The organism is Microbacterium invictum, assembly GCF_034421375.1.
GTDB lineage: Bacteria > Actinomycetota > Actinomycetes > Actinomycetales > Microbacteriaceae > Microbacterium > Microbacterium invictum_A.
This window is the reverse complement of record NZ_CP139779.1, coordinates 1,624,382-1,637,811: the sequence shown is the minus strand read 5'-3', so window position 1 is coordinate 1,637,811 and position 13,430 is coordinate 1,624,382. Positions and strand designations below refer to the sequence as shown.

The following is a 13,430-nucleotide window of genomic DNA, read 5'->3' as shown; positions in this document are numbered from 1 at the left end:
GTGCCGGTTGTTCCGGACGTCGGGCCGAGGTCGAGGTCATCCGACTCCCAACCGCAGCAGCAATATCCCGGGGAAGACCGCGAACAGGACGCTCAGCGGCAGGATCAGGAACACGAGCGGCACGAGCATGGCGATCTCGTTGCGTCCCGCGCGCTCGATCAGGGCCCGCTTGGCATCCTCGCGCGCGTCGAGCGCCTGGGCGTGCAGCACCTGGGCCAGCGGCGCACCCCGGTCGATGGCCGCCACGAGGTGATCGACCGCCCGTGACAGGGCGGGGGAATCCACCCGGGAACCCAGCTCGGCCAGGGCATCCGAGAGCGAGGAGCCGGTGCCGACCGCGACGACGGCGCCGCGCAGCTCGCCGGTCACCTCGCCGCCCGGAAGGTCGCCCACCCGCCGCAGCGCGTCGAGGATGCCTTCCCCGGCCGACAGGCACAGTGCGAGGAACTCCAGCACGGTCGGCAGTTCCTCTTCGATGCGTGCCCGGCGCGCCCGAGCGGCGCGGGACAGCTGCAGGTCGCACATGATCGCTCCCGCCGCCGCGAACAGGGGTGGGAGGAAGGCCGTCGCCGGCGACCCCCGGCCGGTGAGCACGAGCGCCACGACGACCAGGCCGCCGACGGCGAGTCCGGCGAGGGCCAGCCCGAGCTGACGACCACGGAACGCGGCGCTGTCCGTGGTCCACGCCGCCTGGCGCAGACGCCGCTCGATCGAGGCCGAGCCGGCGAGACGCCGGGCGACCGCCTCCTGCGTTCGTCGCCAGATCGCCGCGAGATCGTCTCCGAAGCCCGCCGTGACGGGGGTCGCGCCGATCGGGTCGGTGACGTCTCGGATGTAGGGGGCGATGCGCTGGCTGAGGGAGGCCGATCGCCAACGCGGAGCGAGGGAGAGGAGAAGCAGCAGGCCCGCTCCGAGGGCCACGCCCAGCACGATCGCGAGCGACGCATCGGTGAGGGTGAGGGGGTTCATCGTGCCCACCTCCGCGCGTCCGGGAGACGGCCGATGCGCAGCATGATCCGGAAGGCGACCACGGACACCACGGCGCCACCGACGATCAGGACGACACCCTCTGCGCTGGCGTAGGCCGCGGCGCCCTCGGGTCGGAGCGAAAGGAGCGAGAGGATCACCCACGGGGCGGCCGCACCGAGGACCGCCGCCCCACGGATCCACGACTGCCGCGCGTCGACTTCGGCGCGGATCGCCGCGTCGGAGCGGACCGAGGCGGAGAGCGCCCGAAGCACCGTGGTCAGCTCGGTGCCGCCCACCTGACGCGCCATGCGGAGCGTCTCGATCACCCGATCGGCGACCGGATCGGCGAGGTCGTGCTTCAGAGCGACGATGGCGGAGTCGAAGTGCCCCGACGCCGCGAGATCGCGGGCGAAACGCCGGAAGTTCGGGCGAAGGGGAAGGGGTGCCGACTCGCCCAGACTCGCGACGGCGTCAGGGAGCGACATCCCGGCCCGAACCGAGGCGACGAGAAGGTCGCAGACATCGGGCCACAGCGACCGGCGGGTCTTCCTCATCCGGTCGCGCCGCGCACGGACCCACCACAGGGGTGCGAGGCCGGCTCCGGCGAACGCCACCAGCGCGAGCGGCAGGACCGTCGTGATGAGGAAGGCGGATGCCGCGACGACGGCCGCGACGAGCACCGAGACCACCGCGAGCGCGAACGGCGTCACGCGGGCCAATCCCGCTTCGCGGAGGAGCTGAGCAGTCCGACCGTCGACACGTGCGGAGACCGCCCGACGCCCTCCGGTCGTGGGCCACAGCCAGGGCGACAGCGTCAGCAGGATCCCGGCGGCGAGCATCCCACCCCAGAGGAACGTCATCGCTCCCCCGCCCGGTAGAGGACGCGCGACGCGATCGCACCACCCTGGACGCCGGTGGGCTCGACGATCTCTCCGACGCGGCGGCGTCCGTCGACCGCTCGCTCGCAGTGGACGACGAGGTCGACCCCCTGAGCGACCGCCGGCACGACGAAGCCGGCATCGATGTTCCGCCCCGCGAGCAGCGGCAGCGTCGAGAGCTTCACCAGCGCCTCCCGCGCGGAGTTCGCGTGGATGGTCGCCGCTCCCGGCACGCCGGTGTTGAGCGCCAGGAGCAGATCCAGTGCCTCCGCATCACGCACCTCACCGACGACGATGCGGTCGGGCCGCATCCGCAGGGCCTCTTTGACGAGCCGGCGCAGACTCACCTCGCCGGTACCCTCCAGGCTCGGCTGCCGGCCCTGCATCGCCACGAGATCCGGAGCCGTCACCGCCAGCTCGAAAGTCTCCTCCACCGTCACGATGCGATGGGCCCGAGGACTCGCGGCGACGAGCGCGGCGAGCAGCGTCGTCTTGCCGGCGTGGGTCGCTCCCGACACCAGGACGCTTCGGCCCTCGCTCATCGCTCGCCGGAGCAGATCCGCCGCGCGCGGCGCGAGGGAACCCACCTCGACGAGCGCGTCGAGATCGCGGTACGCCGGAAGGAACTTCCGGATGTTGACGGCCCAGTGCCGTCGGGTGATCTCGGGGATGACCACGTGAAGACGGCTGCCGTCGGGCAGAGAGGCGTCCACGAACGGCTGGCTGAGGTCCACGCGGCGCCCGGTCGCGTGCAGCATCCGTTCCACCAGATCGCGAACGGCCGTGTCGGTGAGCTGGAGGGGTACCCGTTCGGATACTCCGCCCCGCGCCACGAATACACGATCCGGCGCATTGATCCAGAGCTCCTCGACCCCGGGGTCGTCGAGGTAGCTCTGCAGCGGGCCGTAGCCGGTGACCTGGGCGACGACGGCGCGCACGGCGCCGGACTCGTCGTCGATGGTGGCGAGCCCCCGGGCGAGTGCGTAGTCGTTGTGACGGCGGACCTCGTCGGCGGCGATCCGCGCAGCGGCATCCGGATCCTTCGTCGGATCCGCACTCTGCGCGCGCAGCCGGTCGCGCACGCGGGCGGCGACCGCGCTGGTCGGCGCTGCGTCGGTGAGCACGGCGGAAGTCACCGGAGCATCCTCGCAAAGCGCCGGAGACCGGCCCGGATGTTATCCACAGCCGCGTCTCGGGCGGAAGACGGGTGCGCGAATCACCGCGACGCGGCAGGATGTCCTCAGCGACCATCGCCGAGAGGACGACCATGACGCACGCGGCCGACAACAGGACCACCACGGGCTCTCTGAAGGATTCCCCCGCGGTGAAGGCCGCCAAGACCGCCGTCGCCGCGGCGCCCGCGGCGCGGGCCGCCCTCGGACTCGCCGGCATCGTCCAGGCCGCGTTCGCGTTCCTGGCGTTCTGGGACCTCGCCCACCGCGACAGCCGTCAGGTGACCGGGCCGAAGCCCCTGTGGATCCCCGTCATCCTGGTGAATTGGATCGGGCCCGCAGCCTACTTCCTCTTCGGCATCAAGCGCTGATCGGACGCCCGGAGCTCTCGGGTTATCCCCATGCTCGTGCGGGAACCGCTCGCCTAGACTGAAGCCACCCGCGGGAGTGGTGAAACTGGCAGACACGCAGGATTTAGGTTCCTGTGCCTCCGGGCGTGTGGGTTCAAGTCCCACCTTCCGCACGCACATCTTCTCCGTTCACCGAGGAGATGCCGCGCCCTTGCCGCCGCCGACGACCCGACGGGACTCTCGTGTACACCGTTCCCACCGCTCTCATCCCCTGGCTCGATCCCGCCGCGATCATCGCGGCGGCCGGGCCCTGGGCCCTCGCCGTGGTCTGCTTCATCGTCTTCGCCGAGACCGGCCTGCTCGTGGGATTCCTGCTGCCCGGCGACACCCTGCTGATCATGGCGGGCCTGCTCTCCCACCCCTCCGAGGTGGCGCCCAACGGCGTCTTCGGCATCAGTGCGTGGTGGGTGGCGCTGCTGATCGGCCTGTCGGCCTTCGTCGGCGGTGAGGTGGGCTATCTCATCGGACACAAGGGCGGTCCCGCGGTGTTCGAACGGAAGGAGTCCGGCATCTTCAGCCGCCGGAACGTGGAGCGCACGAACGCGTTCTTCGAGCGGTGGGGCGGGCTCACCATCATCCTGGCCCGCTTCGTGCCGATCGTCCGCACGTTCGCGCCCGTCGCCGCCGGCGTCGGACACATGCCGTGGCACCGCTACACGCTGTACAACTTCATCGGCGCGGTCATCTGGGGCTTCGGTCTGACGATGATCGGCTACGGCATCGGCTTCATCCCGGGCGTCGGCCAGTTCGTGACCGACTACATCGACGTCATCCTGCTGGCGGCGGTCGGTGGCACGGTGATCTTCATCGTCTGGCACTACCTGTCCGAGCGTCGCAAGGCCAAGAAGGCCGCGGCGGCGGGCGCCGACACCGACACGGACGCCGTCGAAGCCCGACAGCTCGTGCTCGACCCCGATGTCTTCCAGCGGGGCCCCGAGCACCGCCCGGAGACGACCCCCGAGCCCTGAGCGTCCCCGACGACCTGCTCTTCCCCGATCCGGGCGCCGGGCGTACCCTCTGCGCATGTCCGTCATCCGCACGCCTACAGATGCCGAGGTCGAAGGCGCCGCCGCCACGCTGTACGCCGAGGATCGTGAGAGTCTCGGCTACGTGACGACCCACACCAGGGTCACCGCTCTCAACCCCGAGGCCGTCGCCGCATTCGAGCAGCTCATCCGGGCGGTCGTTCCCAGCCTCGGGATGCGTCGGTACGAGCTGGTCACGCTGGCGGCGGCCGGTGCCCTCGGCTCGACCTCCTGCCGCGCCCATCACGGCGTGAAGGCGCTCGGCTACATCGAGGCGGACGAGCTCGAACGCATCGCCCGCGACTACCGCGCGGCGGGGCTCGCCCCCGACGAGGTCGCGATGATGGCGTTCGCCGAGAGACTGAGCGGGGATTCGGCGTCCATGACCAAGGAGGATGCCGCTGAGTTGCAGCGACACGGTTTCAGCGACCGCGAGATCGTCGACATCGCCTTCGCCGCCGCGGCGCGAAACTTCTACAGCCGGTCGCTGCACGCCCTCGGCGTCGAGCCCGACATCCCGCCCACCCTTCCCTCGTCGCTCCGCGATGCACTGCTCGAGGGGATGCGCACCCAGGAGCGTGACGGCGCGCGACGCTAGGACGCCTTCGCGGTCTTCTTGCGAGGCGCCTTCTTCTTCGCCGCCCCGCCCGAGGCATCCGATGACGAGTCGCGCGAACCGCGCGAGCCGCCCGAGGAGGCGTCGTCCTTCTTCCCCGACCGCGCCTCCCGCGAGCGCTCGACGCTGGCGCGGAGCGCCTCCATGAGGTCGATGACCTCGCCGCCGCCGTCGCCCTCGTCGTCATCGGCGCCGAAGGTCTCGGCCGTGTCGATGGCGTCGCCCTGCTCGATCTTGGCCTTGATGAGGGTGCGGAGCTCTTCCTGGTAGTCGTCGGTGAACTCGGCGGGATCGAAGTCGCTGGCGAAGCTGTCGACAAGGGCCGCCGAGAGCTCGAGCTCCTTGCCCGAGATCTTGACGTTCTCCTCCAGCGATGGGAACGCCGCCTCGCGCACCTCGTCCGCCCACAGAAGCGTCTGGAGAACGAGCACGTCGCCGCGAACCCGCAGCGCCGCCAGCCGCGTCTTCTGACGGAGCGAGAACCGCACGATCGCGGTGCGGTCGGTCTGCTCCAGCGTTCGGCGCAGGAGCACGTACGCCTTGGGTGACGCCGAGTCGGGCTCGAGGTAATAGGCCTTGTCGAACAGCAGCGGATCCACCTGGTCGCTCGGCACGAACTCGACCACGTCGATCTCACGGCTCTTCTCCGCGGGCAGCGCGTCGAAGTCGTCCTTCGTGAGGACGACGGTCTGCTGGCCGTCGTCGTAGGCGCGGTCGATGTCGCTGTAGGGGACGACCTCTCCGTCGATCTCGCACACGCGCTGATAGCGGATGCGGCCGCCGTCCTTGCTGTGGACCTGATGGAGCGACACGTCGTGGTCCTCGGTAGCGGAGTACACCTTGACCGGCACGTTGACCAGCCCGAACGTCAGCGCGCCCTTCCAGATCGACCTCATCACACCAGTGAACACCTGTCACACCGCCCACGGCTACCCTTGCCACATGCCCGGCGATGAGCAACTGGTCCGCATCGGCGGTCGTCGGCTGCGCCTGACCAACCTCGAGAAGGTGCTCTACCCCGAGACGGGCACCACCAAGGGCGAGGTGATCGCCTACTATTCCCGGATCGCCCCCGTCCTCCTCCCTCACGTCGCCGGCAGGCCCGTGACCCGGAAGCGCTGGCCGGAGGGCGTGGGAACCGCCGAGCACCCGGAGATGTCGTTCTTCGCCAAGCATCTCGAGCCGGGGGCGCCCGACTGGGTGCCGCGGAGGCCGATCCCCCACTCGAGCGGCACCAAGGACTATCCGCTCGTCGAGGACCTCCCGACCCTCGTCTACCTCGCGCAGGTGGCGAGCCTCGAGCTGCACGTCCCGCAGTGGCGGTTCACCGCCGAGGGCGAACGCGGCGACGCCGACCGGCTGGTGCTCGATCTCGACCCCGGGCTGGGGGTCGGTCTCGCCGAGTGCGCCGAGGTGGCCCGGTGGGCTCGCGACATCCTCACCCCGATGGGCCTGGATCCCCATCCCGTGACGAGCGGCAGCAAGGGCCTGCAGCTGTACTGCGCCCTCCCGCCCGGTCAGACCAGCGACCGCGCATCGCGCCTGGCGCACGAGCTCGCCCGGTCGATCGAGGCCGACCACCCCGACCTCGTGGTGAGCAGCATGAAGAAGGCGATTCGCGACGGACGCGTGCTCATCGACTGGAGCCAGAACAACGGCTCGAAGACCACCATCGCCCCCTACTCCCTGCGCGGCCGGGCACAGCCCACGGTCGCGACGCCGCGCACGTGGGCGGAACTGGATGACCCGAAGCTGCGCCACATCCGATTCGACGAGGTCCTCGACCGGGTCGACGAGATCGGCGATCCGCTGGCCGCGCTGGATCGCCGCACCGGCCCGAGCTCGTCAGACAGAGCCCGCGCGCCGCTTCACGCCTACATCGCCAAGCGCACCGCCGGCGCCACGCCCGAGCCGGTGCCGACGGCGCCGGACGCCGAGTCGTCGCCGTCCGGCGAGTGGCCGATCTTCGTCATCCAGGAGCACCACGCCTCGCGCCTGCACTGGGACCTCCGCCTCGAGCACGACGGGGTGCTCGTCAGCTGGGCGGTGCCCCGAGGCATCCCCCACTCCACCGCCCGCAACACCCTCGCCGTGATGACCGAGGACCACCCCATGGAGTACGCGACCTTCGCGGGGACCATTCCCGCCGGCCAGTACGGAGCCGGGACGATGACGATCTGGGACGCCGGCCACTATGAACCCGAGAAGTGGCGCGACGACGAGGTCATCTTCACCGCCGAGGGCCGCCCCGGCGGCCCCCTCGGCCGGGTGCGGCTGGCCCTCATCCGCACCGGCGGCGAGGGAGAGAAGTCCAGTTGGCTGCTCCACCGCATGAAGACGGATGCCGCGGGGAGGCCGCAGGGCGAGGCCGAACCGGTCACGGCCACGCCTCCGGCATCGCGCGCGGACCCGAGCGATCCCCCGCCGCCGTCCGGCTCGACGCGGGTCGCCGATGACCTCGCCGCGACTCCCGAAGCGCCGTGGCCGCCTCGAGCCCGCGACCTGGCACCCATGCTCTCGACCTCTGCCACACCCGCCCGCGCACGCTCCGACGCCGCTCGCTGGGGAGACCCGGCGTGGGCGGAGGCGAAGTGGGACGGCATCCGCGCGATCGGGGTCTGGGAGGACCGGCGCCTGCGCCTGTGGGCACGCAGCGGCAACGAGCTCACGGCGCGCTATCCCGAGATCAGCGGCGTCGACGCCGGGCTCGGCGACGCCCGCGCGATCGTCGACGGCGAGCTCGTCGCCCTCGACCACGGCCGCCCGAGCTTCCCGCTCCTGCAGACCCGGATGAACCTCGTCCGCGAGGGCGACATCGCACGCGAGGCGGGGCGCACACCGGTGCACTACTACCTTTTCGACGTGCTCGTCGCAGAGGGGAAGGATGTCACGGGCCTCCCGCTCCGGCAGCGGCGGGCGATCCTGGAACGGCTGGCCGCATCATCCGTACCCGCCCTGGTGACACCGCCGGTGTTCGAGGACGTCGGCATCGCCCTGGAGACGAGCACGCGCCTGCGGCTGGAAGGCGTGGTGGTGAAAGACCCCGCCTCGCCCTACCGGCGGGGCACGCGGTCGGAGGCGTGGCTGAAGGTCAAGCTGACCCGCACGCAGGAGGTGGTGATCGCGGGAATACGGCCGGGCCAGGGCGGCCGGGCGGGCACCTTCGGCTCTCTCCTCCTCGGCATCCCCGATGACGAGGGCCTGCGCTACGCGGGACGAGTCGGGACGGGCTTCACCGATCGGGAGTTGCGTACGCTGCACGAGCTGCTCACGCCCCTCGCGATAGATCGGAACCCTCTCGTCGGCGTGCCCGCCGCCGACACCCGCGGGGTGCAGTGGGTGCGTCCCGAACGGGTGGCGGAGGTGGAGTTCGGCGAGTTCACACCGACGGGAATCCTCCGTCACTCGCGCTGGCGCGGGCTCCGGCCCGACAAGAGTCCCGACGAGGTCGTCCGGGAGAGTTGATCAGGCATGGGCGTCGTGCTCGACGTGCCCCGCGCCTTCGACCTGGAACGTCGAGTGCGCGACGTCGAAGTGCTCGGAGAGGCAGCCCTGCAGGTCGCGGAGCACCGCGTCCGACCGTCCCTCGGCGATGACCTCGGGGGCGACGACCACGTGCGCGCTGAAGACCGGCGCGCCCCTCGTGAGCTGCCACACGTGGACGTCGTGGACGTCGACGACCCCCGCGGTTCCGAGGATGTGGGCACGGATGTCGCGCACCTCCATCCCGCGCGGGGCGGCTTCGCTCAGCACCGATGCGACCTCCCGCAGGAGCGCCACCGCGCGCGGGACGATCATCGCCGCGATCGCGAGGGATGCGATCGCATCCGCCGGCGCCCACCCGGTCACGAGGATCACGATCGCGGCGATGATGACCGCGATCGAGCCGAGGAGGTCGCCGAGCACCTCGAGGTAGGCGCCCCGGACGTTGAGGTTCGTCCTCTGCGCGACGCTCAGCAGCCACATCGCCGCACCGTTCGCGACGAGCCCGATCACCGCGACGACGAGCATCACCCCTCCGGCGACCTCGACCTCGGCGGAATCCAGCAGCCGCGTGACGGCCTCGAACCCCACCCAGGCGGCGAGCACGATGAGGATCACACCGTTGGCGAGGGCGCCGAAGACCTCGGCGCGCTGATAGCCGTAGGTGCGACGATCGGTGGCGGGGCGGGCCGCCACGACCGCGGCGAGAAGGGCGATGACCAGGCCCGCCGCATCGGTGAACATGTGCGCGGCATCGGCGATGAGAGCCAGCGATCCGGACAGGATCGCCCCGACCACCTGGACCACCATCACCGACGCGGTGATCGCCAGCGAGATCGCCAGGAGCCGACGGCTCGAGGCGCTTCTCCAGCCACCGGCCGGCTCGGGGTGATCGTGCACCCTCCCAGGCTAGGGCGGGAGGAGAGCGGGGGTGAGCCGGGCGCGCCTGTCGGGAATGAGAGTCCTTTTCAGGCCGCGGACGGCGGGCTCAAAGAGCCGTCAGCAGCGGCGCGAGGTGCTCGAACGCCCGGGCCCGATGGGACTGCGCGTTCTTCTCCTCGGCGTTCCATTCGCCGACGGTCCGCTCCGCGCCTCGCGGCTGGCCGTCGGGGATGAAGATCGGGTCGTAGCCGAAGCCGCCCGTCCCCCGCTCGGCCGTGGCGAGCCTGCCCGGCCAGACGCCCTCGACCGTCCGCTCGTCGCTCCCGGGGACGACGAGCGCGATCACCGAGACGAACTGGGCCGCGCGGTGCGGATCGCGGAGGTCCGACAGCTGATCCAACAGCAGCGCGCGATTGGCCGCGTCGTCCTTGCGATGCCCGGCCCAGTAGGCCGAGAACACCCCCGGCGCGCCGCCGAGCACGTCCACACGGATCCCGGAGTCGTCGGCGAGAGCGGCCAGGCCCGTATGTGCAGCGGCCGCCCGTGCTTTGATGAGCGCGTTCGCCGCGAAGGTCACTCCGTCCTCGACGGGCTCGGGCCCGTCGTAGCCGACGACCTCGAGGTCGGGACGAACCCGGGCGACGATCGCCTGGAACTCCGCGACCTTATGGGCGTTGTGGGTGGCGAGGACGATCGGCTGCTGCATCCTCAGTCCTCGTTCGGGGCCAGCGCTGCGGTCTGGATGTCGCGGAGGTCGGCGCAGCCCGCGACGGCGAGGTCGAGCAGCGCGTCCAGCTCGCGCTTGTCGAACGGCGCCCCCTCGGCCGTACCCTGCACCTCGACGAAGAACCCGCGGCCGGTGACGACGACGTTCATGTCGGTCTCGGCCCGCACGTCCTCGACGTACGCGAGGTCGAGGAGCGGCTCGCCGTCGACGATGCCGACCGACACCGCCGAGACGGAGTCGATCAGGGGGGTCGCCCGCTGCGCGATGAACTTCTTCGCACGGCCCCACTCGATCGCGTCGGCCAGCGCCACGTAGGCACCGGTGATCGCGGCCGTGCGGGTGCCGCCGTCCGCCTGCAGCACGTCGCAGTCGATCACGATGGTGTTCTCGCCGAGCGCCTTGGTGTCGACGACGGCCCGCAGCGCACGACCGATGAGACGTGAGATCTCGTGCGTCCGTCCGCCGATCCGGCCCTTCACACTCTCGCGGTCGTTGCGATCGTTCGTCGCGCGCGGCAGCATCGCGTACTCGGCCGTGATCCAGCCCTTCCCCTTGCCGGTGAGCCAGCGGGGTACGCCGTTGGTGAAGGACGCGGTGCACAGTACGCGGGTTCCCCCGAAGGAGATCAGTGCCGACCCCTCGGCCTGCGCGCTCCACCCCCGCTCGATCGTGATGGGGCGGAGGTCGCCGGGGCTGCGGCCGTCGGCACGGGTGATCTCGGACATGGGGGTCTCCTTCAGGCCCGCGGAGCGGGCAGGTCGATGGCGCCGGTCTGGACGAGACGCACGTCCCGCACCTCGCGGCCCATCAGGCGGTGGGCGAGGCGCACGAAGTCGTCGGCCGAGGCGCCGGTGGCCTCGTAGACATGACGCGGTACGGCGTCGGGGCCCGCGAGCAGGTCTCGGCTGACGAGCTGGCGGTAGACGTCCTTGGCGGTCTCGGTGTCGCTGGAGACGAGGCTCACGCCCTCCCCCATCACGTAGCTGATCGCGCCCTCGAGGAACGGGTAATGCGTGCAGCCGAGGACGAGGGTGTCGACGCCGGCGTGGCGGAGCGGGGCGAGGTACTCCTCCGCCGTTGCGAGGACGCGCGGCGTGTCGGTCTCGCCCGCTTCGACGAAGTCGACGAAGGCGGGGCAGGCCCGGGCGAAGACCTCGAGCCGGGCGTTGACCTCGAGCATGTCCTGATAGGCGCCCGACCCGATCGTCCCGTCCGTGCCGATGACGCCGATCCGCCCGTTGCGGGTGGTCGACATGGCGGTGCGGACCGCGGGCCCGATCACTTCGACCACCGGAACGTCGTAGCGCTCGCGGGCATCGCGCAGCATCGCGGCCGACGCGGTGTTGCATGCGATGACGAGCATCTTCACGCCCTGCTCGACGAGTGTGTCGAGGATCTCCAGCGCGTAGCGGCGCACGTCGGCGATGGGCTTCGGCCCGTAGGGCGAGCGCGCCGTGTCGCCGATGTAGAGGATCGATTCGCGCGGCAGCTGCGCCGAGACGGCACGGGCGACGGTGAGACCGCCGACTCCCGAGTCGAAGATTCCGATCGGCGCATCGTTCACGGTCATCCAGCCTACGCCGCGACGCCCGGGGCTCGCGCCCGTCGATAGAGTGACCGCCATGAGCGCTTCCGCCGCGCCGTCCAGCGCCCTTCTGACCGACCGCTACGAGCTGACCATGCTCGATGCGGCTCTGCGCGACGGCACCGCCGAGCGACGATGCGTCTTCGAGCTGTTCGGCAGACGTCTCCCCGGTGCCCGGCGCTTCGGCGTCGTGGCCGGCACCGGACGGTTCCTGCAGCTGCTGGCCGACTATCGCTTCGGCGAGGAGGAGCTGCGGTTCCTGCGCGACCACCGGGTGGTCGATGCCGACACCCTCCGGTTCCTCGAGCAGTACCGATTCACCGGCACGATCAACGGATATCGCGAGGGCGAGGCCTACTTCCCGGGCTCGCCGATCCTCGTGGTCGAGGGCACCTTCGCCGAGGCGGTGGTGCTGGAGACGCTCGCGCTGAGTGTGATGAATCACGACTCGGCGGTGGCGACCGCGGCGGCCCGGATGAGCGTCGCCGCCGGCGGCCGGCCCCTGGCAGAGATGGGGTCGCGGCGGGCGCAGGAGCGCTCCGCCGTCGCCGCCGCGCGCGCGGCCTACATCGCCGGTTTCGCCGCGACCAGCAACCTCGAAGCGGGCCGCCAGTGGGGAGTCCCCACGATGGGCACGGCCGCACACGCGTGGACCCTCCTGCACGACACCGAGGAGGATGCGTTCCGCTCCCAGGTCGCCGCTCTCGGAGTGGGGACGACGCTGCTCGTGGACACGTACGACATCGCCGCCGGCGTGGAGACCGCAGTGCGGGTTGCGGGGACGGGGCTCGGCGGGGTGCGCATCGACTCGGGAGACCTCCCCACGGTCGCCGCCGCCGTCCGGGAGCAGCTGGATCGCCTCGGCGCGACCGCGACGAAGATCACCGTCACCAGCGACCTCGACGAGTTCGCGATCGCCGCCCTCGCCGCGTCACCGGTGGACTCCTACGGCGTCGGAACGTCGGTCGTCACCGGATCGGGGTCACCGACCGCCGGCATGGTCTACAAGCTGGTGGCACGACAGGATGCCGCGGGCGGCTGGGTGCCCGTCGCCAAGGCGTCGACCGACAAGGCCTCCCGTGGGGGGCGGAAGGCGGCCTTCCGCACGCGGGAGGGCGGCACCGCGACATCCGAACTCATCGCCGTCTCCGACGGATTCGAGCGGATGGCGACCGCGGTGGATCATCCTGAGGCCCGCGCCCTGCAGGTGACGCTCGTCGAGGCCGGGGAGACCGATCCCGCCGCCCTCGGCCCGGACGGGGTCGCCCGCGCTCGGAGGCACCATGCCGAGATCCGTGAGGAACTGCCGGTGAAGGCCCTCGCCCTGAGCCGATCGGAGCCGGCGCTGCCGACGGTCTTCGTGGACGTCGAGTGAGGTCTGGGACCGCGACCGGTCAGATCATCGACTCGTAGATCTCCTTGCAGGTCGGGCACACCGGGAACTTGTCGGGGTCGCGCCCCGGCGTCCACTTCTTGCCGCACAGGGCACGCACGGGCTTCCCCGTCATCGCCGACTCGAGGATCTTGTCCTTCTTGACGTAGTGCGAGAACCGCTCGTGGTCTCCGGGCTCGAGGGTCTCCTCGCGAATGAGCTCTTCGAGTTCGCGGTCGAGGGTTGCGAGGCCGCCCTGGTCAGGGCTGTCGAGGGGCGTGCTCATGAGGTGAAAGTGTACCCGCGCGGCC

General features: G+C 71.1%; 14 protein-coding genes and 1 tRNA gene. 6 read left to right on the top strand and 9 right to left on the bottom strand.

Features of this window, described 5'->3' with window-relative positions:
- Positions 1-36: 36 nt before the first annotated feature.
- Genes T9R20_RS07880 through T9R20_RS07870 form a run of 3 tightly spaced genes read right to left on the bottom strand, consistent with a single transcriptional unit; the run spans position 37 to position 2,983 of the window.
- The gene (locus T9R20_RS07880) at positions 37-969 is read right to left on the bottom strand and encodes a type II secretion system F family protein (RefSeq protein ID WP_322411969.1); all 933 of its coding nucleotides are present in this window, start codon (positions 967-969) and stop codon (positions 37-39) included.
- Positions 966-1,829: a type II secretion system F family protein gene (locus T9R20_RS07875; RefSeq protein ID WP_322411968.1), complete on the bottom strand. Its 864-nt coding sequence runs from the start codon at positions 1,827-1,829 to the stop codon at positions 966-968. The genes T9R20_RS07880 and T9R20_RS07875 overlap by 4 nt, the downstream gene beginning before the upstream one ends.
- The gene (locus tag T9R20_RS07870) at positions 1,826-2,983 is read right to left on the bottom strand and encodes a CpaF family protein (protein WP_322411967.1); all 1,158 of its coding nucleotides are present in this window, start codon (positions 2,981-2,983) and stop codon (positions 1,826-1,828) included. The genes T9R20_RS07875 and T9R20_RS07870 overlap by 4 nt, the downstream gene beginning before the upstream one ends.
- A gap of 131 nt (positions 2,984-3,114) precedes the next feature.
- On the opposite strand from T9R20_RS07870, the gene T9R20_RS07865 reads away from it, so the two are divergent.
- From T9R20_RS07865 to T9R20_RS07850, 4 genes are all read left to right on the top strand, one after another.
- Entirely contained in the window at positions 3,115-3,390 is a 276-nt protein-coding gene (locus tag T9R20_RS07865) for a PLD nuclease N-terminal domain-containing protein (protein ID WP_322411966.1), read from the top strand.
- A 70-nt stretch (positions 3,391-3,460) separates the two neighbouring features.
- Positions 3,461-3,542, top strand: a tRNA-Leu gene (locus tag T9R20_RS07860).
- Positions 3,543-3,611: 69 nt separating this feature from the next.
- Positions 3,612-4,397, top strand: a complete 786-nt coding sequence (locus T9R20_RS07855) for a DedA family protein (RefSeq protein WP_416182961.1) — start codon at positions 3,612-3,614, stop codon at positions 4,395-4,397.
- 55 nt (positions 4,398-4,452) lie between these two features.
- On the top strand, positions 4,453-5,052 hold the full coding sequence (locus tag T9R20_RS07850; protein WP_322411964.1) for a carboxymuconolactone decarboxylase family protein: 600 nt from the start codon (positions 4,453-4,455) through the stop codon (positions 5,050-5,052).
- On the opposite strand, the gene T9R20_RS07845 is transcribed toward T9R20_RS07850, so the two are convergent.
- A complete protein-coding gene (locus T9R20_RS07845; protein ID WP_322411963.1) occupies positions 5,049-5,966 on the bottom strand; it encodes a Ku protein in 918 nt (305 codons plus the stop codon). The two genes, T9R20_RS07850 and T9R20_RS07845, sit on opposite strands and share 4 nt — an antisense overlap.
- 46 nt (positions 5,967-6,012) lie before the next feature.
- Here T9R20_RS07845 and T9R20_RS07840 point away from each other — a divergent pair, with 46 nt between their 5' ends.
- On the top strand, positions 6,013-8,535 hold the full coding sequence (locus tag T9R20_RS07840; RefSeq protein WP_322411962.1) for an ATP-dependent DNA ligase: 2,523 nt from the start codon (positions 6,013-6,015) through the stop codon (positions 8,533-8,535).
- Here T9R20_RS07840 and T9R20_RS07835 read toward each other — a convergent pair whose 3' ends face one another.
- The 4 genes from T9R20_RS07835 to murI form a co-directional block, all read right to left on the bottom strand.
- The gene (locus T9R20_RS07835) at positions 8,536-9,453 is read right to left on the bottom strand and encodes a cation diffusion facilitator family transporter (RefSeq protein WP_322411961.1); all 918 of its coding nucleotides are present in this window, start codon (positions 9,451-9,453) and stop codon (positions 8,536-8,538) included. It lies immediately after the preceding gene.
- Positions 9,454-9,541: 88 nt separating this feature from the next.
- Positions 9,542-10,141, bottom strand: a complete 600-nt coding sequence (rdgB, locus tag T9R20_RS07830) for an RdgB/HAM1 family non-canonical purine NTP pyrophosphatase (RefSeq protein ID WP_322411960.1) — start codon at positions 10,139-10,141, stop codon at positions 9,542-9,544.
- Positions 10,142-10,143: 2 nt separating this feature from the next.
- Positions 10,144-10,887, bottom strand: coding sequence for a ribonuclease PH (gene rph, locus T9R20_RS07825; protein ID WP_322411959.1), 744 nt, complete (start codon positions 10,885-10,887; stop codon positions 10,144-10,146).
- Between the two features lie 11 nt (positions 10,888-10,898).
- A complete protein-coding gene (gene murI / locus T9R20_RS07820; RefSeq protein ID WP_322411958.1) occupies positions 10,899-11,726 on the bottom strand; it encodes a glutamate racemase in 828 nt (275 codons plus the stop codon).
- 58 nt (positions 11,727-11,784) lie between these two features.
- Here murI and T9R20_RS07815 point away from each other — a divergent pair, with 58 nt between their 5' ends.
- On the top strand, positions 11,785-13,122 hold the full coding sequence (locus tag T9R20_RS07815; protein ID WP_322411957.1) for a nicotinate phosphoribosyltransferase: 1,338 nt from the start codon (positions 11,785-11,787) through the stop codon (positions 13,120-13,122).
- A gap of 19 nt (positions 13,123-13,141) precedes the next feature.
- On the opposite strand, the gene T9R20_RS07810 is transcribed toward T9R20_RS07815, so the two are convergent.
- Entirely contained in the window at positions 13,142-13,405 is a 264-nt protein-coding gene (locus T9R20_RS07810) for a DUF3039 domain-containing protein (protein WP_322411955.1), read from the bottom strand.
- Positions 13,406-13,430 lie beyond the last annotated feature (25 nt).

What these genes read in the sequence shown, in the direction of transcription:
- T9R20_RS07880 (WP_322411969.1), bottom strand. Translation starts at nt 969, where the DNA reads ATGAACCCCCTCACCCTCACCGATGCGTCGCTCGCGATCGTGCTGGGC.
- T9R20_RS07875 (WP_322411968.1), bottom strand. Translation starts at nt 1,829, where the DNA reads ATGACGTTCCTCTGGGGTGGGATGCTCGCCGCCGGGATCCTGCTGACG.
- T9R20_RS07865 (WP_322411966.1), top strand. Translation starts at nt 3,115, where the DNA reads ATGACGCACGCGGCCGACAACAGGACCACCACGGGCTCTCTGAAGGAT.
- T9R20_RS07850 (WP_322411964.1), top strand. Translation starts at nt 4,453, where the DNA reads ATGTCCGTCATCCGCACGCCTACAGATGCCGAGGTCGAAGGCGCCGCC.
- T9R20_RS07845 (WP_322411963.1), bottom strand. Translation starts at nt 5,966, where the DNA reads ATGAGGTCGATCTGGAAGGGCGCGCTGACGTTCGGGCTGGTCAACGTG.
- T9R20_RS07840 (WP_322411962.1), top strand. Translation starts at nt 6,013, where the DNA reads ATGCCCGGCGATGAGCAACTGGTCCGCATCGGCGGTCGTCGGCTGCGC.
- rdgB (WP_322411960.1), bottom strand. Translation starts at nt 10,141, where the DNA reads ATGCAGCAGCCGATCGTCCTCGCCACCCACAACGCCCATAAGGTCGCG.
- rph (WP_322411959.1), bottom strand. Translation starts at nt 10,887, where the DNA reads ATGTCCGAGATCACCCGTGCCGACGGCCGCAGCCCCGGCGACCTCCGC.
- T9R20_RS07815 (WP_322411957.1), top strand. Translation starts at nt 11,785, where the DNA reads ATGAGCGCTTCCGCCGCGCCGTCCAGCGCCCTTCTGACCGACCGCTAC.
- T9R20_RS07810 (WP_322411955.1), bottom strand. Translation starts at nt 13,405, where the DNA reads ATGAGCACGCCCCTCGACAGCCCTGACCAGGGCGGCCTCGCAACCCTC.